This is a genomic window from Flavobacterium reichenbachii (assembly GCF_002217435.1).
Classification (GTDB): domain Bacteria; phylum Bacteroidota; class Bacteroidia; order Flavobacteriales; family Flavobacteriaceae; genus Flavobacterium; species Flavobacterium reichenbachii.
Genome location: NZ_MUHF01000008.1, coordinates 65,076 through 85,548, shown reverse-complemented (window position 1 = coordinate 85,548; position 20,473 = coordinate 65,076). Strand labels below are relative to the sequence as shown.

The 20,473-nt window shown below is 35.1% G+C and carries 21 protein-coding genes; 9 read left to right on the top strand and 12 right to left on the bottom strand.

Annotated elements, in window-relative coordinates:
* The first annotated feature begins 123 nt into the window (after positions 1 to 123).
* The gene (locus B0A68_RS09285; protein ID WP_035679931.1) at positions 124 to 1,578 is read left to right on the top strand and encodes a serine hydrolase; all 1,455 of its coding nucleotides are present in this window, start codon (positions 124 to 126) and stop codon (positions 1,576 to 1,578) included.
* An 80-nt stretch (positions 1,579 to 1,658) separates the two neighbouring features.
* Here B0A68_RS09285 and B0A68_RS09280 read toward each other — a convergent pair whose 3' ends face one another.
* The 6 genes from B0A68_RS09280 to B0A68_RS09255 all read right to left on the bottom strand — a co-directional run bounded on the left by B0A68_RS09280 (position 1,659) and on the right by B0A68_RS09255 (position 7,141).
* Positions 1,659 to 2,147, bottom strand: a complete 489-nt coding sequence (locus B0A68_RS09280; protein ID WP_240475216.1) for a cupin domain-containing protein — start codon at positions 2,145 to 2,147, stop codon at positions 1,659 to 1,661.
* 30 nt (positions 2,148 to 2,177) lie between these two features.
* A complete protein-coding gene (locus tag B0A68_RS09275) occupies positions 2,178 to 2,588 on the bottom strand; it encodes a Dabb family protein (RefSeq protein ID WP_035679933.1) in 411 nt (136 codons plus the stop codon).
* 11 nt (positions 2,589 to 2,599) lie between these two features.
* Positions 2,600 to 3,925 carry a hypothetical protein gene (locus tag B0A68_RS09270; RefSeq protein ID WP_051892410.1) on the bottom strand — a complete coding sequence of 442 codons (1,326 nt, stop codon included), beginning with the start codon at positions 3,923 to 3,925 and terminating at the stop codon, positions 2,600 to 2,602.
* 141 nt (positions 3,926 to 4,066) lie between these two features.
* Complete coding sequence (locus B0A68_RS09265) at positions 4,067 to 5,440, bottom strand: HAMP domain-containing sensor histidine kinase (protein ID WP_035679937.1); 1,374 nt, start codon at positions 5,438 to 5,440, stop codon at positions 4,067 to 4,069.
* The gene (locus B0A68_RS09260) at positions 5,437 to 6,120 is read right to left on the bottom strand and encodes a response regulator transcription factor (protein ID WP_035679940.1); all 684 of its coding nucleotides are present in this window, start codon (positions 6,118 to 6,120) and stop codon (positions 5,437 to 5,439) included. Before B0A68_RS09260 ends, B0A68_RS09265 begins: the two co-directional genes overlap by 4 nt.
* A gap of 124 nt (positions 6,121 to 6,244) precedes the next feature.
* A complete protein-coding gene (locus tag B0A68_RS09255) occupies positions 6,245 to 7,141 on the bottom strand; it encodes a helix-turn-helix domain-containing protein (protein ID WP_035679944.1) in 897 nt (298 codons plus the stop codon).
* A gap of 192 nt (positions 7,142 to 7,333) precedes the next feature.
* Between B0A68_RS09255 and B0A68_RS09250 the strand changes: the two genes are divergently transcribed.
* From B0A68_RS09250 to B0A68_RS09225, 6 genes are all read left to right on the top strand, one after another.
* Positions 7,334 to 8,311 carry an aldo/keto reductase gene (locus B0A68_RS09250; protein ID WP_035679949.1) on the top strand — a complete coding sequence of 326 codons (978 nt, stop codon included), beginning with the start codon at positions 7,334 to 7,336 and terminating at the stop codon, positions 8,309 to 8,311.
* A 35-nt stretch (positions 8,312 to 8,346) separates the two neighbouring features.
* Positions 8,347 to 9,186 (top strand): aldo/keto reductase, encoded by an 840-nt coding sequence (locus B0A68_RS09245; RefSeq protein ID WP_035679952.1) that lies wholly within the window; start codon positions 8,347 to 8,349, stop codon positions 9,184 to 9,186.
* Between the two features lie 36 nt (positions 9,187 to 9,222).
* Positions 9,223 to 9,603 (top strand): nuclear transport factor 2 family protein, encoded by a 381-nt coding sequence (locus B0A68_RS09240; protein WP_035679956.1) that lies wholly within the window; start codon positions 9,223 to 9,225, stop codon positions 9,601 to 9,603.
* Between the two features lie 240 nt (positions 9,604 to 9,843).
* Positions 9,844 to 10,827: an aldo/keto reductase gene (locus B0A68_RS09235; RefSeq protein WP_035687591.1), complete on the top strand. Its 984-nt coding sequence runs from the start codon at positions 9,844 to 9,846 to the stop codon at positions 10,825 to 10,827.
* A 37-nt stretch (positions 10,828 to 10,864) separates the two neighbouring features.
* Positions 10,865 to 11,374 (top strand): (R)-mandelonitrile lyase, encoded by a 510-nt coding sequence (locus B0A68_RS09230; RefSeq protein WP_240475217.1) that lies wholly within the window; start codon positions 10,865 to 10,867, stop codon positions 11,372 to 11,374.
* A 27-nt stretch (positions 11,375 to 11,401) separates the two neighbouring features.
* Positions 11,402 to 12,469 carry an NAD(P)-dependent alcohol dehydrogenase gene (locus B0A68_RS09225; RefSeq protein WP_035679960.1) on the top strand — a complete coding sequence of 356 codons (1,068 nt, stop codon included), beginning with the start codon at positions 11,402 to 11,404 and terminating at the stop codon, positions 12,467 to 12,469.
* A 133-nt stretch (positions 12,470 to 12,602) separates the two neighbouring features.
* Here B0A68_RS09225 and B0A68_RS09220 read toward each other — a convergent pair whose 3' ends face one another.
* Positions 12,603 to 13,625 (bottom strand): hypothetical protein, encoded by a 1,023-nt coding sequence (locus B0A68_RS09220; protein ID WP_035679966.1) that lies wholly within the window; start codon positions 13,623 to 13,625, stop codon positions 12,603 to 12,605.
* Positions 13,626 to 13,708: 83 nt separating this feature from the next.
* On the opposite strand from B0A68_RS09220, the gene B0A68_RS24760 reads away from it, so the two are divergent.
* Positions 13,709 to 13,837 (top strand): hypothetical protein, encoded by a 129-nt coding sequence (locus B0A68_RS24760; RefSeq protein ID WP_262486738.1) that lies wholly within the window; start codon positions 13,709 to 13,711, stop codon positions 13,835 to 13,837.
* Positions 13,838 to 13,865: 28 nt separating this feature from the next.
* Here B0A68_RS24760 and B0A68_RS09215 read toward each other — a convergent pair whose 3' ends face one another.
* The 5 genes from B0A68_RS09215 to B0A68_RS09195 all read right to left on the bottom strand — a co-directional run bounded on the left by B0A68_RS09215 (position 13,866) and on the right by B0A68_RS09195 (position 19,319).
* Positions 13,866 to 14,534, bottom strand: a complete 669-nt coding sequence (locus tag B0A68_RS09215) for a hypothetical protein (protein WP_035679970.1) — start codon at positions 14,532 to 14,534, stop codon at positions 13,866 to 13,868.
* Positions 14,535 to 14,618: 84 nt separating this feature from the next.
* The gene (locus B0A68_RS09210) at positions 14,619 to 15,353 is read right to left on the bottom strand and encodes a hypothetical protein (protein ID WP_035679973.1); all 735 of its coding nucleotides are present in this window, start codon (positions 15,351 to 15,353) and stop codon (positions 14,619 to 14,621) included.
* Between the two features lie 19 nt (positions 15,354 to 15,372).
* Entirely contained in the window at positions 15,373 to 16,155 is a 783-nt protein-coding gene (locus B0A68_RS09205; protein ID WP_165571314.1) for an HmuY family protein, read from the bottom strand.
* 30 nt (positions 16,156 to 16,185) lie between these two features.
* Positions 16,186 to 16,905: an HmuY family protein gene (locus B0A68_RS09200; RefSeq protein WP_035679975.1), complete on the bottom strand. Its 720-nt coding sequence runs from the start codon at positions 16,903 to 16,905 to the stop codon at positions 16,186 to 16,188.
* Between the two features lie 26 nt (positions 16,906 to 16,931).
* Positions 16,932 to 19,319: a TonB-dependent receptor gene (locus B0A68_RS09195; protein WP_084678950.1), complete on the bottom strand. Its 2,388-nt coding sequence runs from the start codon at positions 19,317 to 19,319 to the stop codon at positions 16,932 to 16,934.
* A 590-nt stretch (positions 19,320 to 19,909) separates the two neighbouring features.
* Between B0A68_RS09195 and B0A68_RS09190 the strand changes: the two genes are divergently transcribed.
* Positions 19,910 to 20,416 (top strand): RNA polymerase sigma-70 factor, encoded by a 507-nt coding sequence (locus B0A68_RS09190; protein ID WP_165571315.1) that lies wholly within the window; start codon positions 19,910 to 19,912, stop codon positions 20,414 to 20,416.
* Positions 20,417 to 20,473 lie beyond the last annotated feature (57 nt).

Below are 20,473 nucleotides of genomic sequence, written 5' to 3'. Positions count from 1 at the left end.
AAGAAGCTGCTGGGTTTTAAGGTTATTTCGAACAGTAGCATAAATATTGTAAAGTACCTGTTATTAAACCTTTTATTTCTTTATTTATCTAATTGTAAGTACGAACTTTAAAATTAGCAATAAATGAAGAAGTTATTTTCTACGATAATCGTTCTATTATTTAGTTCACAGATAAATGCTCAGCAGAAAATAAAAGATGCAGACGCTATTGTTCGACGGGAAATGCAGGAAAGAAAGATACCAGGACTGCAGCTTGCTATTATTCAGCATGGAAAAATTGCCGTAAGCAAAAGTTATGGTTTCGCAAATATACAGGATAGTATTGCGGTAAACAGCCAGTCTGTATTTGCCTTAAACTCAATTACAAAAGTTTTTACTGGTGTAGCTGTAATGCAGTTAGTAGAAAAAGGGAAATTAGATCTTTCAATACCTGTATCTCATTATTTGGATATACTTCCAAAGAACTGGAATGCCTCTATTACAATTAAACATTTACTTACACATACTTCAGGACTTCCAGATCTACTCAAGGTTCTTGATCCAATTACAGGCGGAGTAGGCATCTTAAAAACGGAGGAAGCCGTTTGGGAAAAACTCAAAACAATGCCGATGGATTTTATTCCGGGAGAGAAGTTTGCCTATAATCAAACGAATGCATATTTATTGGGAAAACTAATAGATAAATATTCCGAAAAGCCTTTTACACAAAATTTTGAGGATTTGCAGTTTAAACCAGCTGAAATGAAACATACTGTTTTTGGAGATTCTCGTGATGTAATTCCAAATTTTGCTCCTACTTATTTCTGGAGAAAAAATATAGACGGACAATCATTTGAAAATTCTAAGCTGATCAATAATTACTATGAATTTCCTTATTTTAGAAGAACTGCGGCGGGTTTAAATAGTACGGCAGAAGATATGGCACATTGGGTGATTGCGCTGCAGGGAGGTAAATTACTGAATGATTTAAGTTTACTTGAGAAAATGTGGTCGCCTTCTGTTTTTAATAATGGCAAATCTACACCTTGGTCATTGGGCTGGGGAATGAATAAATATAGAAAAAAACATCGCGCCGTTGGAATGTCTGGAGGCGGAAGATCTGCTTTTTTAATATATCCTGATGATGATCTGGCGGTTATTGTTCTTACTAATTTGGGAGGAAGTTATCCAGAAGATTTTCTAGAAGAAATAGCAGGAGTATATAATGCGGGAATCCCAAAAGCTGACCCGATAACAAATCTTCGTACGACATTGCGCAAAATTGGTTTTGAGAATGCCATTCCGTTTTCAAAAAAAGAAATGGAAAATAACCCATCTTTTACACCCGATGAATTTGAACTGAATGAATGGGCGTACCGTATGATGTCTAAAGAACAAAATAAAGAAGCTTTGGAGATTTTAAAATTAAACGCCTATTTATTTCCAGAGAGCTGGAATACTTTTGATAGTTATGGCGAAATCCTTTTGAAAACAGGGAATAAAGATAAAGCAATAGAAATGTATAAAAAATCAATTGAGTTGAATCCAAATAATGAACATGGAAAAAAAATTATAGAGCGTTTAAATTCGAATTTGTAAATTACACAAAAGTCCGACTCTTCTGAATCGGACTTTTGTGTATTATAAATAAATAGGATTAATTGCTTTTTTGAAAGAAATTAATCTTTAATAAACTGATCAGATCCATCTTCTGTCAACGGAATATACAAACGTTCCCATTTGTCTCCTTTTACAAGATCCCAAGTGTGTCCTGATCCTTTTGTGTCTTCTGCAATTAAGATAACTCCCGGCTCAATAATAAAAGTGTCGCCATTACTTACTTTAAATTTTAATTTACCTTTTAGAGTAACTACATATTGTTTTCTTGGTGCTGCGTGTGCTACTTTTTCATAAGCATCAACGTGAGTTTGAGCAAAAAAACCTTTAGAGTCAATAGTAGTTTTGTTTGGAATTTTTCCAATCTCAAAAGTACATTTTCCATCTTCGGTATTATATAATCGGATGGCCTTAATATAGTGATCGTGTTCTACTGCTTTAGTTTTTTCTTTTTTAGACTTTTTCTTGCTGCTGCCGTCTACATTATTTTTTGCGTTAGAATTTATTCCTGTTAACATCGCTAAAACTAGAATTAAAAGAGTTTTTTTCATTTTTGAAAAATTATTATAATTATTAAATATTTAAATTAAAACAGAATCGTGAACCTGCATTTTATCCCAAAAGACACTGTATTTTTTTACAATTGCTAAGTGTTCAGGCAGTTTTCCATAAGTTTCAAGATCATCCAGACTATCAAAAGTCATTACGACATTATAACTGAAACTGTTATCCAAAACGGCACGCGGCGAAGAGTTGGCCGGTTTGCCATAATGAATCGATTTTAAGTAAGGAAGCTTGCTTAAGTCTCTAAAAAACTGAGCAAAATCTTCTACTTGTTTCTCAGAAAGGTCTTTCTTCAGCCAGAATAATAGATAATGATTGTAGAATTTTTTTTCTGTATTTACTAAAGGTTCACTTCCTAAAACGTTTGCCATTGCACCAGTCGAAATAGCGGCTATTGCAGTACTTACTATAAATTTTCTTCTTTCCATTGTATTTGTTTTTAATTAAAATCGATTCTGTATTTTAAAAGATAAGTCATTCTATGTGCTGTCACCGCAGGCTGATCTTCCAGACTCGCAACATTGCCAAAAATGGGACGGCGCTGCGCATCAAAAGTCATTTTAGAAGAATGTCCGTTGAATAATAAAGTAACTCCGGCATCATAAACCACCACCGGATCTGCAAGTCTGTCAAATGTTGAATACTGTACAGAAGCCGCGGGCATTAACTGCATGCCTTTTTTTTCATGATCGAAGTAGGGAAGGGTTCCTCCAATTTGTGCGTAATAGGTATTTCCTGTTCCAACAACCGGGTAAGCATTTCCTGCTCCGTTAAAAGAAACAGCGGTCGCATCAACTCCTGTTGCAGGATTATTAGTTCCAATGTTTCTGATAAAATTTGGTCCGTAATCATTTTTTAAAGCAATTGCATAGGCACTAAATGAAGTTCCTCTTTCTTTATCTATTGGAGTGTCATAAAAAATATCGACCGCCATATTTTTCATAGCATCATGAACTACTTCTCCAGAATTGGTCGTATGCCAAAGTGCATCAGCCATGTATTCAGCTCCAATTCCGATATTGAATACTTTCTTTTTTCCTAAATAAGTTCCCGGGCTGAAAGGAGTTTCATTACTTTCTTTATCCAAAAATTGGTATTTAAAATACCCGCTTACGAGTTGGTGCGCGCCATCGGTATTAAAAACTGCGGTATTTAATTTTGGTGTTGAAGCTCCGTCTGTGTAAGGATCTGCCAAAGTCATTCGGTAATCTAATTTTCCAATTTGTCCTTTTATATAAACACCCAATTTTCTAACCGTTACATCTGTATTTCCAGCATTTGCTGTTGCAAAAGCGGGCATGTCATAAAGCAGTGTTGCCATTGGACCTGTTGAAAATCTTGATAAACCTGTCCAAGTTGAGCGGCCTCCGCCGACAGAAATGTAATCTGAGAATTTGTATTCTGCGTAAGCATCAAGTAAATCCATATAAGTATTAGATTTAGAATTTACATTGACATTTGAAGGTCCAATCTGCAAAACCACAGTAAGTTTTTCGGTAGGACGCATGGTCATTTTGGCACGTATTCTTCTGATCGAAAAATCGTAAACTTCTGTCTCGTGCTGATCGTTAACCAAACTTCCCGGATTGAGTTCAGAATATCTTGCCCAAAACTCCATATAACCGCTAAACTGAATAAAACGGGTTTTCTCTGGATTTAAATAATATTTTAAAGCGGGATTTTTGAAATCGGTATTTTGCGCATTACTTTTAAAAATGCTCAAAACACCAATTATCAACAAAAGATTAAACTTTTTAAGTGTCATTTTAACTAACTTTTTCTATTTGTAATTTATTGAAGTTTTTAAAAAACTGATTAAAGTATCAGTCCTTAAAGACGTTACAAATTTCCTCCAAAACAGCAATGACAGCCATTAGAAAGGTTATAGAAAAAAATTAGAATTTCATTAGAAAGCAGCCAAAGGGAGAATAACTTTAAAGCTGGTTTCTTTATTAATTTCAGAAGTAACAGAAATAGTTCCTTTGTGAAGTGCAATTATTTTTTGCGTTAGCGAAAGTCCAATTCCGTTACCGTGAGCAATCTGCTTATTTTCTCCACGGAAAAAGGGTTTAAAAATCGAATCCAATTCTTCGGGATTAATTCCGATTCCTTTATTAGAGAAAAGTAAAATGATCTTATTATTTTCAAAAGATACTGCGACACTGCATCTTTTATCAAAGGAATATTTACAGCCATTATTAAAAATATTGGCAAATGCTACTTTCAATAAATATTCATTGCCGGAGATTAGCATTTCCTGATCGTTTTCGAAATCAACATCAAAATGAATGTCGATTTTATTCTCAGAATTTAGTCTTTGTTCCATCTGACGGGCATCGAGTAAAATTTCATCAATTCGTATTTCTTTAAAAGAAATTTCAGAAGGATCATAACTTGCTTTGGCAAGATCCAGCAGACTTGATGATAATCTCACCAATCGCTGGGCATCAAGCATTGTATTTTCAATAGCCTGTCTGTATTCTTCTTCCTTGTGATTTTTTGAAAGAGAAAGTTCAAGTTCTGCAATAATAGCAGAGAGCGGAGTTCGAAGTTCGTGCGAAATATTAGAAACAAAGCTTTTTTGGGTTTCAAAAGAATTTTCTAATCTGTCGAGCATTTCATTAAAAGTAATGGCTAAAGCAGACAATTCATCTTTGCTGTTTTTAACATCCAGTCTTACGTTAAATTTACTGGCTGTAATTTTATTTACTTTTCGGGTCATGTCTTTCACAGGTTCAAAAGCTTTTTTAGAAAAAAACAATCCCGAAAGACAAATTACTACAATTGAAAGTATGTAAGCATAAACCATATGCGTATACATATCGTCAATTTTGTTATACCCGTAATGATCGTAGGCTATAGCTGTAATGATGTATTTTTTTTCTCCAAAATGATATACTTCACCTACCATCTGCCAATCGCCTATATAAGATTTTAGTTCACCATTTTTAAGAATGTTTTGTAACATTTCTGGTGTTTCTTTGATTCTGTCTGCCGCTTTGTTATCGTGAAAAAGCAAATTAAAATCAGCATCATAAATGGCAATCTCGGCTTCATTCATAACTTTAAGATTATTCATATGAATATCCTGAAGTGTAGATGGCGAGGCTTTTGCATCAAAAAACAATTCTCCTTTTACATAAGACTTGATTTTTATGCGGTCATAAAATTCATTTTCGCGGTCATTTTTGGCGTATTGAAAAATGATAAAAGCAAACAGAAATAAGATTCCGGCTGTAATTATGGTAAAAAGAATGGTAAGTTTTAAGGTAATTTTCATTCTTCATTTTTTAGAATAAAACCCATTCCTGATTTTGTGTGAATCAGTTTATTATCAAAGTTCTTGTCTATTTTCTTTCGAAGATAGTTAATGTATACATCAATAAAATTGGTACCTGTGTCAAAATTTGTTTCCCATACTTTTTCAGAAATTTCATTGCGGGAAAGTACTCTTTCTGAGTTTTGCATCATGTATTCTAAAAGCTTAAACTCTTTTGGTGTCAGGCTTATTTCTATATTATTTCTCTTTACAATTTTGGTATTCAAATTCATTTCAAGATCGCTGAAACGCAAAATAAAACCAGGATTTGAACTTCGGTATTGATATCTTTTTAATAATGTTTTGATGCGTACTACCAATTCCCGAATTTCAAATGGCTTTACCATGTAATCATCTGCTCCGGCATCAAAACCATCAATTTTATCATCAGTTGTTCCCAGAGCGGTAAGCATAATAATAGGTAAATCTGGTTTTAAACTTCTAATTTCCCGAGATAAATCCAGACCGTCCATTTTAGGAAGAATGATATCGGTAATCACAAAATCGAATTCATTATGCAAAACCATTTTTAAACCCGAAACACCATCATAAGCCACAGAAGTTTGAAAATCCTGCTCCTCTAAACCTCTTTGAATAAGTTCGGCCACGCGTTTATCGTCTTCAATAATTAAAATATGCATGAATAAATCGTTTTGTAGAAATACAAAAATACGGTTATTTTATAAATTACACCTTTATACTAAAAGTGTATAGTTATAAAGGATATTCGTGAGTAATTATTATGGGCCGTAATCTCTAACTTTTTTAGTTTAAACTTCGATATTCAATCGGAGTATATCCTGTATTCTTTTTAAACATTCGATTAAAATGCTGTGGATATTTGAATCCAAGTTCAAATGCGATCTGGCTGATTGATTTCTCGGTATCAAAAATTCGCTCTTTTGCCAGATTAATTAACTTTAACTGAATATTTTCCTGAGCAGATTTTCCTGTTTCCTTTTTAATCAGATCGCCAAAATAATTAGGAGAAAGATGCAATAGATCTGCAAAATATCCAACTGTAGGCAGACCAATATGCTGCGCATTTTCTGATTGAAAATAGTCATTAAGCAGATTTTCGAATTTTGATAAGATATCTGTATTGATGTTTTCGCGGGTTATAAACTGTCTGTCATAAAAGCGCACACAATAATTCAGCATCAGTTCGATATTATTTGCTATAATACTTTTGCTGTGTTTATCAATAGACTGGCTGAGTTCGTATTGTAATTTATTAAACAAATCTTTTATAATCTGCTGTTCTTTTAAAGACAAATGAAGAGCCTCGTGAAATTCATACGAGAAAAAAGAATACTGACTCATTAATTTTGCCAGCGAAGTCCCTTTTATCAGATCAGGATGAAAAAGAAGTCCCATTCCTGTTGGCTGGTAATTATCTTCATTTTTAACCTCTAGTACTTGTCCAGGAGCTACAAAAACCATTGTACCATCGTCGTAATCATAGTTATTACGTCCATATTTTAATTCGCCGCAGTTTCCGGCTTTTAGAAATACTGCATAAAAACCAAAATGCATACGATTGTTGTTGGGCAGCGCTTTGGAATTTGAATTATCGTATACACTTATTAAAGGATGCTGGGTTTCAACACCTTTCAATTTATTATAAGCAGCAATTTTTTCAAGTTTTATAATATGTTCCATAACATGAGCAGTTCAAATGAGTATACAAATATACTACTCAGATTGCTAATTAGTTAGCAAGCATGTTCAAATCAGTAAAAATGGTAATAACAACAGTAATATGTATAATAACCCGACAATATTATTGAAAGAACTTTGTAGTATCAAAATGCTGGCAAGATCATTATATAAAGAATTATAAAATATTTAAAAATGAAGACAAGAATATTAGGCACGCAGGGTTTAGAAGTTTCAGCATTAGGAATGGGATGTATGAATTTAAGTTTCGGAACAGGAAAAGCTGCGGCTGTAAATGATGGAATTAAAGTAATCCGTTCTGCTTATGAAAAAGGCATTACTTTTTTTGATACTGCAGAAGCTTATGGACCTTATACAAATGAAGAATTAGTTGGCGAATCGTTGAAACCTTTTCGTAAAGATGTCATTATTGCTACAAAATTCGGAATGATTTCAGACACTGGAATAAACAGTAAACCGGAACACATACGCAAGGTAGTCGAAGCGTCTTTAAAAAGACTGCAAACAGATTATATAGATTTATTGTATCAGCATCGTGTAGATCCAAATGTACCTATTGAAGATGTGGCAGGAACTATTAGAGATTTAATTCAGGAAGGAAAAGTAAAATATTTTGGACTTTCAGAAGCGGGTGCCGAAACGATTCAGCGTGCTCACAATATTCAGCCTGTTTCAGCGGTTCAGAATCAATATTCAATCTGGACGAGAGAACCGGAAACCAGCGTTTTACCAATTTGCGAAAAATTAGGAATTGGTTTTGTGCCTTGGGCGCCAATTGGAACGGGTTTTTTAACGGGTAAAATTACTCCTGATACCAAATTTGACAGTGATACAGATCTTCGTGCTGCTTTTCCGCGATTTACACCAGAAGCAATTAGAGCCAACATGCCTGTTGTAGAACTGCTTACGAAAATTGCTGACAGAAAAAATGCTACACCGGTACAAATTGCACTGGCTTGGTTATTGGCTCAAAAAACGTTTATTGTGCCGATTCCGGGAATGGATAAAATCGAATTCCTAGAGGATAATATTAAATCTGTAGCTGTTGAGCTTGCTGCAAAAGACTTACAGGAAATTGAAGAAGGATTAGCAAAAATAACTTTTCAGGGAGCTAGACTTAACGACGAATTGCTTGGTTTGTCAGAAGAATAAAGAGGCAGTTTATTATCAATTTTTAAATAAAAAAAATGAAAAATATTATTTTAAATAACGGAATCGAAATGCCTATTCTCGGATTTGGTGTTTACCAGATTTCAAACGCAGATGAATGTGAAAAAAGTGTAATAAATGCCATCGAAGCAGGTTACAGATTAATTGACACCGCGGCTGCTTATGGAAATGAAGAAGCAGTAGGAAGAGCTATTAAAAAAAGCGGCATAAAAAGAGAAGAATTGTTTGTAACAACAAAACTTTGGGTTTCGGATACAGGTTTTGAAAAAACAAAAAAAGCATTTGAAACTTCGCTTAAAAAATTGCAGTTAGATTACCTTGATTTATACCTCATCCATCAGCCATACGGAGATGTTTACAGTTCGTGGCGCGCGATGGAAGAATTGTATGCCCAAGGAAAGACTAAAGCAATTGGTGTGAGTAATTTTCAACCCGATCGTTTGATGGATTTAATTATTCATAATAAAGTCGTACCTGCGGTAAACCAAATTGAAACACATCCATTCTGCCAGCAGATGGAAACCCAAAATTTTTTAAAAGGAATCAATGTTCAGATCGAAAGCTGGGGACCGTTTGCAGAAGGTAGAAATGATATGTTTACCAATAAATTATTGGTTTCAATAGCAGAAAAATACGAAAAAAGTGTGGCTCAGATTATTTTGCGCTGGCTGGTACAAAGAGATGTTGTATCTATTCCTAAATCGGCTAAAAAAGAAAGAATTATAGAAAATATTGACATTTTTGATTTTGAGTTAAGCTTGGAAGACATGGATGTAATTTCCATTTTAGATACCAAAAAGAGCGCATTCTTTGATCATCGTGATCCCGAGATTGTAAAATGGATTGGCAGTATGTAATTATTAAATCAATCACAATCAAAACCAAAAGTAAATATGGAATCGGCTGCTACAGATAATAAAACACAAATTCTTGATGTAACGCGTCAGCTCACAGATTTTATGATTGACCAGAATACGGCAGGAATGAATAAGATAGTAGATGTAAATTTTACACTCACACACATTACAGGTTATGTTCAGTCTAAAGAGGAATGGTTTGCAGAAATTGAAAGCGAACGAATGAAATATTACTACTATCAGGAGGTAAAAACTTCTGTTACAATTGAGGGCGACAAAGCCACATTTGTTGGCCAAAATCTTTTGGATGCGAGAATCTGGGGTACACGGAATACCTGGCGTCTGCAGCAGACAATGCTTCTTGAAAAACAAAATAAGAGCTGGGTTATTCTAAAATCTACAGCTGTTATATTTTAAAAATAACCTGTTGGAAAAAATTATAAGAATATACTTTAACACATAGAAACATAGTAAAGATCCCGAAGCATCTGGACGGGATTGTGTCGAAAAAGAGATCAAAAGAAACCAGTTTCCACACCTAGATAGACTATGTGCATTTAGATTAGTGAAACGCCTTTTTTTAATCTTCAAAAAACTATGTTTCTATGTGTTGAAAATAATTACACCCAACAGATAAAAATAATAAAAATTGAAATTATGGAAAAGAGAATATTAGGACAAAATGGATTAGAAGTTTCGGCTCTTGGATTGGGTTGTATGGGATTAAGTTTCGGATATGGTAAACCAACAGAAAAGCAAGAAGCCGTTACCTTGATAAGAAAAGCATTTGAACAAGGCATCACTTTTTTTGATACTGCAGAATGTTATGGGCCTTTTACAAATGAAGAAATAGTAGGCGAAGCTTTAGAACCGTTTAGAAAGGAAACAGTTATTGCAACCAAATTTGGTTTTCAGGGTGGTGATTCTACCAAAGGTTTAGACAGCAGTCCTGCCAGAATTAGAGAAGTTGTAGAAGCTTCACTTAAAAGGTTGAAAACAGATTATATTGATTTGCTTTATCAGCATAGGGTCGATCCTAATGTACCTATAGAAGAGGTTGCAGGAACGGTAAAAGAATTAATTCAGGAAGGTAAAGTAAAACATTTTGGTCTTTCTGAAGCAGGTTCAGAAACGATTCGCAGAGCTCATAAAATTCAGCCGGTTGCTGCACTGCAAAGCGAATATTCATTATTCTATCGGGAACCTGAAAAAGAGATTATTCCGACTTTAGAAGAATTAGGAATTGGTTTTGTGCCTTTCAGTCCATTAGGAAAAGGTTTTCTGACCGGAGCCATAAACGAAGAAACAAAATTTGAAGCTTCTGATTTTCGAAACATCGTACCCAGATTTTCTGAAGAAAATAGAAAAGCGAATCAGGCATTAGTAGATTTAATAAAATCTATCGCGGCAGAAAAAACAGCAGCGCCGTCGCAGATTGCATTAGCTTGGTTACTTGCACAAAAACCTTGGATTGTGCCAATTCCGGGAACGACGAAAGTACATCGTCTAGAGGAGAACATTGGAGGAGCAGCTGTTCATTTAAGCAAAGACGAATTGGATAATATCGATTTGGCACTTAAAGATATAGAAATTGTCGGCGCACGTTATCCGCAGCAATTACAGGATAGAGTGGGTAAGTAAAACTATTATTATAACGTCTAAAAATTAAAAGCAGCTAATGATAAATTCAAATCTTAGAGAAAAGAAAATAAGACTTTTACTAACGTTGCTTGGTTTTCTTTTTATAGGAATAGCTGCAGTAAAAGCACAAGTTAATAGTAATTATAAAAATCAAAAAATGACATCATTTACAGATAAAGGAAACGCGGCACCCGCAGCAAATTTTACAGGAACTGTCTGGGTAAATATGAATGTAAAACCAGAGGAAGGTTATAACATCAATGCTGGAACGGTAACTTTTGAACCCAAAGCCAGAACCAATTGGCACAAACACTCAAGCGGTCAGTTATTATTTGTAATTGAAGGAATTGGGTATTATCAGGAAAAAGGCAAGCCTATTCAGTTAATACAAAAAGGTGATGTGGTTAAAATTCCAAAAAATACAGAGCATTGGCATGGAGCTTCAAACGACAGCATGATGCGTCATATTGCAATTGTTCCTGAATACGATAAGGATAAAACAGAATGGTTGCAGCCTGTAAGCGACGAAGAATACAATACATATTAAATACGAATAAAATATATAAATAATAGCATGCAAACAAAACAAACAAAACAAACAAAAGCATACGGAACAACGTCTGCAGCAGAACCACTAAAAGAAATGTTAATTGACCGCAGGGAAATTCAGGCTCATGATGTAGAATTTGAAATTTTATACTGCGGGATCTGTCATTCTGATCTGCATCAGATTAAAGATGATTTTGGAGGAACTATGTTTCCTATTGTTCCCGGCCACGAAATGGTAGGCAGAGTAACAGCAGTAGGAAACCATGTAAAGAATTTTAAAGTTGGTGAGCTTGCAGCAGTTGGTTGTATCGTAGATAGCTGTGATCATTGCGAATATTGTAATGACGGTATAGAACAATTCTGTGATGAGGGAACAACGTATTCGTTTAACAGTCCGGATAAATATCTTGGAGGAGCAACTTTAGGAGGTTTTTCAAAAACATATGTATGTCATGAGCGATATGTATTGCACATGCCCGAGTTCCAAGATTTGGCTGCGTCTGCACCTTTACTTTGTGCGGGAATCACAGTTTATTCTCCATTGAAACACTGGCAGGCAGGACCCGGAAAAAAAATAGGAATATTAGGAATTGGCGGTCTTGGACATTTGGCTGTTAAAATTGCCAAAGCGATGGGTGCGCATGTAACCGTTTTTACCACTTCGCCATCAAAAGTAGAAGATGCTATACGATTAGGAGCAGACGAAGCTGTTTTGTCATCAGACAATGAAAAAATGCAGCAATATGCTCGAAGCCTTCATTTTATACTAGATACTGTCTCGGCAAAGCATGATGTCAATATATATCTTAACCTGCTTCGTCACGATGGAAGTGTTGTGCTTGTGGGTCTGCCTCCAGAAGCTTTAGAAATAGGGGCATTTAATGTTGTTATGGGCAGAAAAAGTTTTTCGGGTTCTAATATAGGAGGAATAGCTGAAACTCAGGAAATGCTTGATTTCTGCTTTGAGCATAATATTACTGCTGAAAGTGAGATTATTAATATTCAGGATGTAAACGCAGCTTTTGAACGTTTAGAAAGAGGTGATGTAAAATACAGATTTGTAATTGACATGAATTCTCTTTCTGCTGAATAAATAAAACCAGCTTTAGAAATAGTATTCTTTGGCTGTGTAAATTAGTTTTCAGAATATAAAATTTCATATAAAAAGCCTTTGGATATAAGAATCTAAAGGCTTTTTTAAACAATTTTCTTAACCTCAAATATTATTATTTTACAGTTACCGTGTAAGCGGTAAGTGTACTGGAAGTGCCTCTTCTAAATCTCATTCTATTGTATATTCCGGCGGGCGTTCCGGCAGGGATTTTTAATACAGCTCTGTATGGTGTAAGGCTGACAATTTCTACAGGGTAAATTACAGCACTGTTACTGCTATCATACATTTCTACAGATGTAGTAGTATTTAATAATGCACCTCTTATTTCTAGTGTTTCTCCTATTTGTTTTGTCGCAGGAGAACCATATAATGTGGCTGAAAAATTAACCGGCTCGATGATTTCTATTTTAAATCTGTTTTCGACACTTGCATTCTGCAATGTATAGGCACCATTTTTTATGCGCATATCATACATTCCTACTGCTATGTTTTCTGGAAGAAAATAATAAATTCCATAAGTATTAAACGGTCCTGTAGTTTCTCCGCTGCCCACATAAACTGTTTCTGCGGTGTATTCCGTCTGGTCAGTTGCAGATACAAAATAGACTCTTGTTTCATTTATATTCAGCCATAAATCGGATATAGCATTTGTTTGAGCATCGTTTGTCATTTTCAGCAATGCTCCTTTGCTTAAAACATCCCCTCCATTATAATTCCATGCTTTAGGTTCTTTTTGTCTGAGGTCTATTTTTAGCGTATACTGTTTTTTTGTACCGGCTTTTGAGGTAACAGTATAAACAGTACCATCCTTAAAAGGAACTTCTTGACCAGATGCTGGAGAAATCACAGCATCGGTACCCAGAACAATCTCGGGTTTAATAGTTGCCGGAAGAGCCATATAATTGCTCCATGTAACTACGATATTGTCTGTCGTAAGCGCAGCACTTATGGCGTTATTTTCTGTATCTTTTATAATAAAGGATTCAATATGGGTATATCCGGAGACTTTTATTACGTCGCCGGGAACAGAATTGACCTTATCAATATATTCGGTATCACAAGAAAAAAATAATGCTGATAAAAAAAGTGCTCCAATGGCATATAGAAAGGTATTCAGATTGTTTTTTTTATTCATGATTTTATTCGTTATTTAATTTTTAAATAATTTTATTTATTGTTACTTTTGCCACTTATTGAAAAGGGCTTTTATATTTTAAAATGCCTGTATATTCAATGCTTACGGTAATTATAAAGCCGTTTGATAATCATGGGAGAATGATATGGGGCTGGGTGCCTGCAGAGATTGCCGGTCAGCTTTTGCTGCAATTACCTTTGTCTATTTCGTGATCCCATGTTCTTTTTACGTTGTTATTAATTACAATACTTGTGTCCAATTATAGCTTATAGTACTGCTTGAAGTTCCAGGAGTAACAGCCGTTACTTTAACCAGATAAGCTTCTGTAGCTGATGAAGGACTAGTAACCGATTGAGAATTTGTTCCAGATGTTTTCCAGATTACTATTGCTCTTGCCGGAGTCATTATATGTGTAGAAATATCATAAGAATAATATCCTAATCCATAATTTGATCCTGAGATAGTTCCATGATATCCTAATACATTGTACGGATCTGTTGGAGCGGTTCCTAAATTTGCAGATGCATTTTTAACCAGAATGTTTGCTTTCCAGATATCCCACTCATCACAGCTGCTGTTTAAAGCTATTGTACCTACATACCATTGTGCTGCGTTGCCAGTTGGACGAATAGAAGCACCATAAATACCTTCCCACTGTACATTAACACCGCCGATAGCGGCAGATACTGGTGTCCAGTTAGAATCGACAGATGATGGTGCCTGCCATCTTGTTACCGTTATAGATGTTGAGGTAACTGAGCATAATTCTGCTAAAGCTGCTTTACGCGTATTATTTGAAACTTGTTGTTCTTGAGCCTGCCCTTGTAAATCGTTAGTTTGTTCGTCAGAGCTGCAAGATGTAAGTGAAATAGCAGCCAATGCTACAATTGATAAAATTAATTTTTTCATAATTATTTATATTAATAGATTAGTTGGCTTCTTTCATTACCTCAACATTCAATACAGGCATTTATATTTTCTAAATTTTATTTATTATCTTATTCTAAAAGGGAGTTTCATAGTAGCAGACAGGTTATAACTTTCTATGAGTATCCAATAATCAGTATCGGTTTGAAGTCCTGTATCAATAGCTCCAAAAGAGTATGTAATGTAAAAACTTGCAATATCAAGTCCATCATTATATTGCTTCATTTGAAGTTTCTTATTTCCCTGTGCATCTACAATAAACATTTTGGTTACTTCGTACGACGGCACAAAATTTTCTCCCTTCACTGTTATAGAACCTCCTGCCTGAACGGTATACGTAGATGTCGCAGTCGATAATTCATTTAAAATTATTTTAGGCTGTTGTATCACAATTTTGACGGTGTAAACTGCTGTTGTTCCGTCTGCGGCTTTAGTTGTATACGTAACAGGAGTTTTGCTGAATACAGGAATCAGCTCTGTTGCTGCAGGAGAAATAGTCGTTTTTTCAGGAAGTGCTATTGCTGTTTCCAGATATTGATATTCATAATAAGACGGCAGATAAACAGTAATTGTTTTTTCAAGATTATTTACAGCACTGTATATAGCCTGAGCTTCACCGGGATTTGTTACTTTAAAAGATATAATTCTTCTGGCATCCAGATCGGTGATGATTTCTGTAACAGGATCTTCTTTTACATCTGTCCATCTTTCCTCTTCATTATCGCATGAAGTTAAGAGACCGAAGAATGCAAAAGCAGTAAAAAACAAAAGCGTTTTTAATGTAATGATTTTAGTATTCATTGATTATTATTTGGATTGGTTATTTAATTTCAAATTTGGTACTTCCGCTTGGAACCATCACGTAATCAAAAGTGTAGTACATATGTGGGGTATCTTTAAACCATTCTGCCGGAGTATAAATATCTTTGTAAACAGAAATCATTTTAATTTTAGCATAATTTCCGTTTGCGGTTTTAAGAATAATAGTTCTGGCCGGAATAACAGTTCCGTTGTTAATTTTAAGAGGCTCTCCAAGCGCATAAGCCACGTGAGCTTTCTGCGGATTAGTTCCATCGGTTACCACTTCACCTCCAAAATCGTATAAATACCATCCGATTCCGTTGCCAAAAGAACCCGCGTCATCTGTTCCAATAAGGTCGATACCCGTTTTAAACTCACTGTCAGCAGGAACATCGACTACATCATTAAAATGTTTAGCAACAATCGTAATACCGCCAGCGCCGCCTCCCAAGTAACCGTTATTCTGCATATTACTGCTGTTATTTCCCGATAAGAAACTTGCATAAAGTCCGCCAAAAGCTAAATCCCATTTTTTAGTTTTTTTATAAGAACCCTCTACCGCTTTATTTTCTTCAAGACTGTAATATAATGTTGCTGAAGGAGCGGTTGGATTTGCATCTGAAGTACTTCCCTGATAATTTTTTACATGAATAACTTTATTATAAAGATTTGGATCTGGTATTTCGGTACCTGGATTTTCTTCGCTTCCATTTTCTTCGGCAGTTTTTTCATCAGAAGAACATGCTGTAGATAGTGCAGCGATAAAAAACACCATCATTATTCCAGAGGGTATTTTATTCATTAGGGCTTTCATTTTTTTCATAGTGCAGTATTAGTTTGTGCTTAAATTTTTAGTTCCGTCAGTTTGTACAAAATATCTAAAGGTAAAATAGGGAGCAGGCCAGTTAAGATCTGTAACCGCCGGAGGATTTCCTTTATAAGCATTTACAAGCTGTAACTTGGCATATTTTCCACTTGGAAGTCGTATAGCATACGTGCGATCCGGAATAGCCTGCATGATGTGACTGCTTAAACTATAATAAAACCAGCCGGCAGAACTTTCAGAAGAGGACCATCCAATTTTGGTTATTTCGCTGGTATTAAAATCAGCATCAGAAGGAGCCTGTGTTACATTTTTATAGGCTTCTTTTAAGAGTATAACAGCCGTAGTTTCTGCTGGACCGCCATAACCTGGATTGTATTGGTATTTGGCATTGTTTACAAAAACCTCACTGTTATACGGTCCCGTAAAAGCAAGATCCCAGTCGGTTGTTTTCATGTATTGGAGAGAATCTGCTTTTGTGTGCAGCCAGAATTGTTTTTGATCGCTGAAGCGAAATAAAAAAGTATGAAAGCTTCTTTGCTCTTTTCCGTCAGTTCCGCTTCCCATAGAAGCTCCTGTATCTCCCGCAAGATCTGTAATAACATTACTTTTTCCGTCTGTAAGCGAGGCTGCTGTATCTTCTTCATTACTGCTGCAGGAAATAAAGCTCATCACAGCCAATGTAAGTAGGAGTATAGAGCTTTTTCTAATGGTTTGAATTGTTGTCATTTGGTACTATTTAGTTTTTAAATTTTCTATTTATTTTTAAAGAAACGATAACTTACCCCTGCAAGGAGAATTCTTCCCGGCTGTCCCGGCATTAAGGGATCGGTGTAATTAAAAATATTGTCGGCGGTAAACCGAATGGTGAGATGATCTTTTAAAATCTGTTTTTCGATGCTGGCATTTGTGAGAACGTAATCCTTGACAAAAATGTCGTATTTGTCTATAAACTGGTTTCCGTTGCGATCTCCAAACGGATATTTTCCTCTAAAATTCACCCTGACATTTGCGTTGATTTTCCAAGGATCATGGCGGTAAAAGATCGATGCATTGGCCATATGACGAGAACGGTTTTCGATTCCCCAATAATCAGAAGGGCGGGGTTTATACGAATTTCCCGTTGCAGGATCGTGTATGTTTTGGTTGTAAGGCCATTTTCCTGCTCTGATGCTGTCTTTAACGCTGAGATCCTGAGCAATTAAATATTGATAACCTGCACTTATTTCCAGATTCTTGAGCGGACTTAATTTTATGGCAAGCTCAAAACCTTTGTTTACCGCTTCAGGCAGGTTTTGGTACGTATAAATAATTCTGTTACCCGCACCCGTAGCAACTTGTATGCTGTTTATCTGATTGGTTATTTTATGATAAAAAGCATTTCCTTCTATTTTTAAAGATTTAGAAGGCTCATAAATTAATCCCGCATTGTACGAAGTGCTTTTCTCAGCCTGCAGGTTTCCTGCCGTCTGATTTAATACGTACTGCCTGATTTCACTTATTTGTCCGTCTTGCTGAAGCTGTTGGAGCGTGGGAGCCAAAACAGCGTTTCCGATTACGAGATAATTTCCATTAGAATTATAAAAAACAAGATAATTTGTTTTGAAGTCTGGTGCTTTAAAACCGGTTCCTATTCCTGTTTTAAAGGTTATTTTTGGAGTAATAAAATACTGCAGTCCAAAACTTGGATTCAATCTTCCTCCAAAATTATTAGTATAATCGTATCGTAAACCGCCGACCGCTTTTATTTTCTTAAAAGGTGTCCATTCTCCCTGAACATAAGAGAATAGTGTTTCTAATGAGTTTGCTCCGGTCAACGCATCATCGTTCATATTCTCGATACTGCCTCCAAAACCACCAACAAGCTGATAGGAATTATTGCTGCTGTATGAAAACTGCTGTTCAGCGCGATGCAATGTTTGTTTAAAAACATCCTGACTCACAGCACTATTATTTTGCTGCCATGCCACACTCATATCTGCCGAATAATGCGTTAAATAGTATCGGGTAATACTTCTTAAATTACTGCTGAAACGATGATCAAAAGAAACAGAAAGATTAAGATCCTGTTCGTCCTGATGATCGCCGGATATGTGACCGAGCCCAAAATCTTTCTGCATAAACGAACGTCTGAGTCCGTAACGGCCGCTTAACGCCAAAAAACTATTTTCACTTACCTGATAACGAGAACGTCCCTGCAGGCTGTAATTGTCGTAAGGAGGTGAAGTTGTACCTTGAATGTATTTTGAATTGGTATTAAAGCCGTCTGTTCTGTAATAATTTGCGGCAATATTGGCAGTTCCTTTATTTTGTAAAAAAGGAGTTTCTCCTTCTACAGTGGCATCAATTATATTTAATGAACCATAATTGAGAGTTGCCTGCATCTGCGGATCTACCACGCCGTGACGCGTAATAATATTAATTGTTCCTCCAAGAGCTTCGCTTCCGTAAAGGCTGGAAGAGGCACCTTTTATAATCTCTATTCGTTCAATATTAGAAACGCTGATTCTCGATAAATCAAAATTTCCATTGTTTCTTCCTACCATAGGCTGGCCGTCTATCAGCACCATAATGTATTCACTGCCAAAACCCTGCATTTGAACTCCAACAGATCTTGCGCCTCCGCCAATGTTGTTCACGATGGCTATTCCGGTTTGTTCTTTTAATATTTCGTCCAGTCTGCGGCTGCCCATAAGTTCTATAGTTCTTCGGTCTATAATAGTGACAGGCATTGCGCTGTACTGCGCATTAACGAGGTTTTCGGGATTGCTTTTTGTAATGCGGCTGGTTACATTGACTTCCTTCAGGTCAATGCCGGGTTCCATTTCAATACGCAGCGGCTGCAGTGAATGCCCGTTTAAACTGATTTCTTGTATGTATTCTTTAAAACCCATATTCGTAATTCTGATCGTATAACTTCCGTTGGATATTCCAGAAAATGAGAAAAAGCCTTGATCATCAGAAAGTATAGTTTTACCAGAAGGCTCCAATGTAATTACGGCTTTTGGTATTGGTCTGCCGGAACTATTGATTACTCCACTTATAACTGTTTTATTTTGAGCTTGAATTAAGTTAGCGTGTATTAAAACCAAAATTGTAATCATTGCTTTTGTGATCGGCAGCGGAAAGCTTATATTTTTCATTAATTATTTATTGTAAATTTTCTATACAGAATAATGAATACTATTCTTATTTAGACTGTGTAAAAATAGTTATTTATGATTTAGTAATAGTATTTTTTTTACATTTATAATAATTAATTTATAAATAAGAGCAGATTTACTTAAAGTAAAACTTACTTTTTAAAGTTTTAAATTGCTATAAATCAGTATTTTGTTTATTGTTTAAGTGTTTTTAGCGATAACTTTGCTTTAACTAAATTTTAACATTTTAAGACCTAATAATGCAAGCTATAACTTGCTTATTCTTAGAAGTTATTAATGTTAAAATATCATAAGAGAAATATTTACTTAAATAATTTTAGAGTATACCTCTAATAGTGCTTCATAAGATACCCGCTGCAGCATATTATTTTTTAATGACCTTGATTTATAATTATTCATTGGGATAAATTCCTAAAAAGTGTTTATTTCCTACATTTTTTTTAATGATATTAGATATTTAATGCTAATTGTGTTCTGATATTACAGTTTTATTCATTTAAAAATTATATTTGTGCATATAAAAGCATAGAGAAATTAATCCGGATCAAGAAAATATTAAAATCGATGAAGTGTACTATAAGGAACTTTTTTATTCCTTATATCCAAGACTCGTAAGCTATAGTTTTAACTATTTGAAGGATAATTTTGCTGCAGAAGAAGTGGTAGAAAATGTTATGCTGCAGTTATGGGAGAATCGTTTAAAATTTGAAAAAGTAAACGATGTCAAATCCTATTTGTATACAATGGTAAAAAATGGTTCTGTAAGCGCATTAAAACAGAAACAAAAAAACGTTAAGCTTGATGAGTCCATTTCTGAAGAGGTATTAGAATTTGATTTTAATATTTTGGAAGAAGAAGTATATTCTGTCTTAATTGAAGCTTTAAATTCTCTGCCGGAAAAATGTAAAGAAGTTTTTGAACTTTCTTGTTTAGAGGGAATGAAATACAAAGATATCGCCGAACAGCTTGCTATTTCTGTAAATACGGTCAAGTCACAGCGTGCCCGCGCTATAGAATTATTAAAGGAAAAACTTAAGAATCACTCTGAACTTTTATTTATTTTGCTTTTTCTTTAAAATTTTTCAAAAATCTTTCCACCCATTTTTAATGTTTCGTACTCTTAGTTATATAAC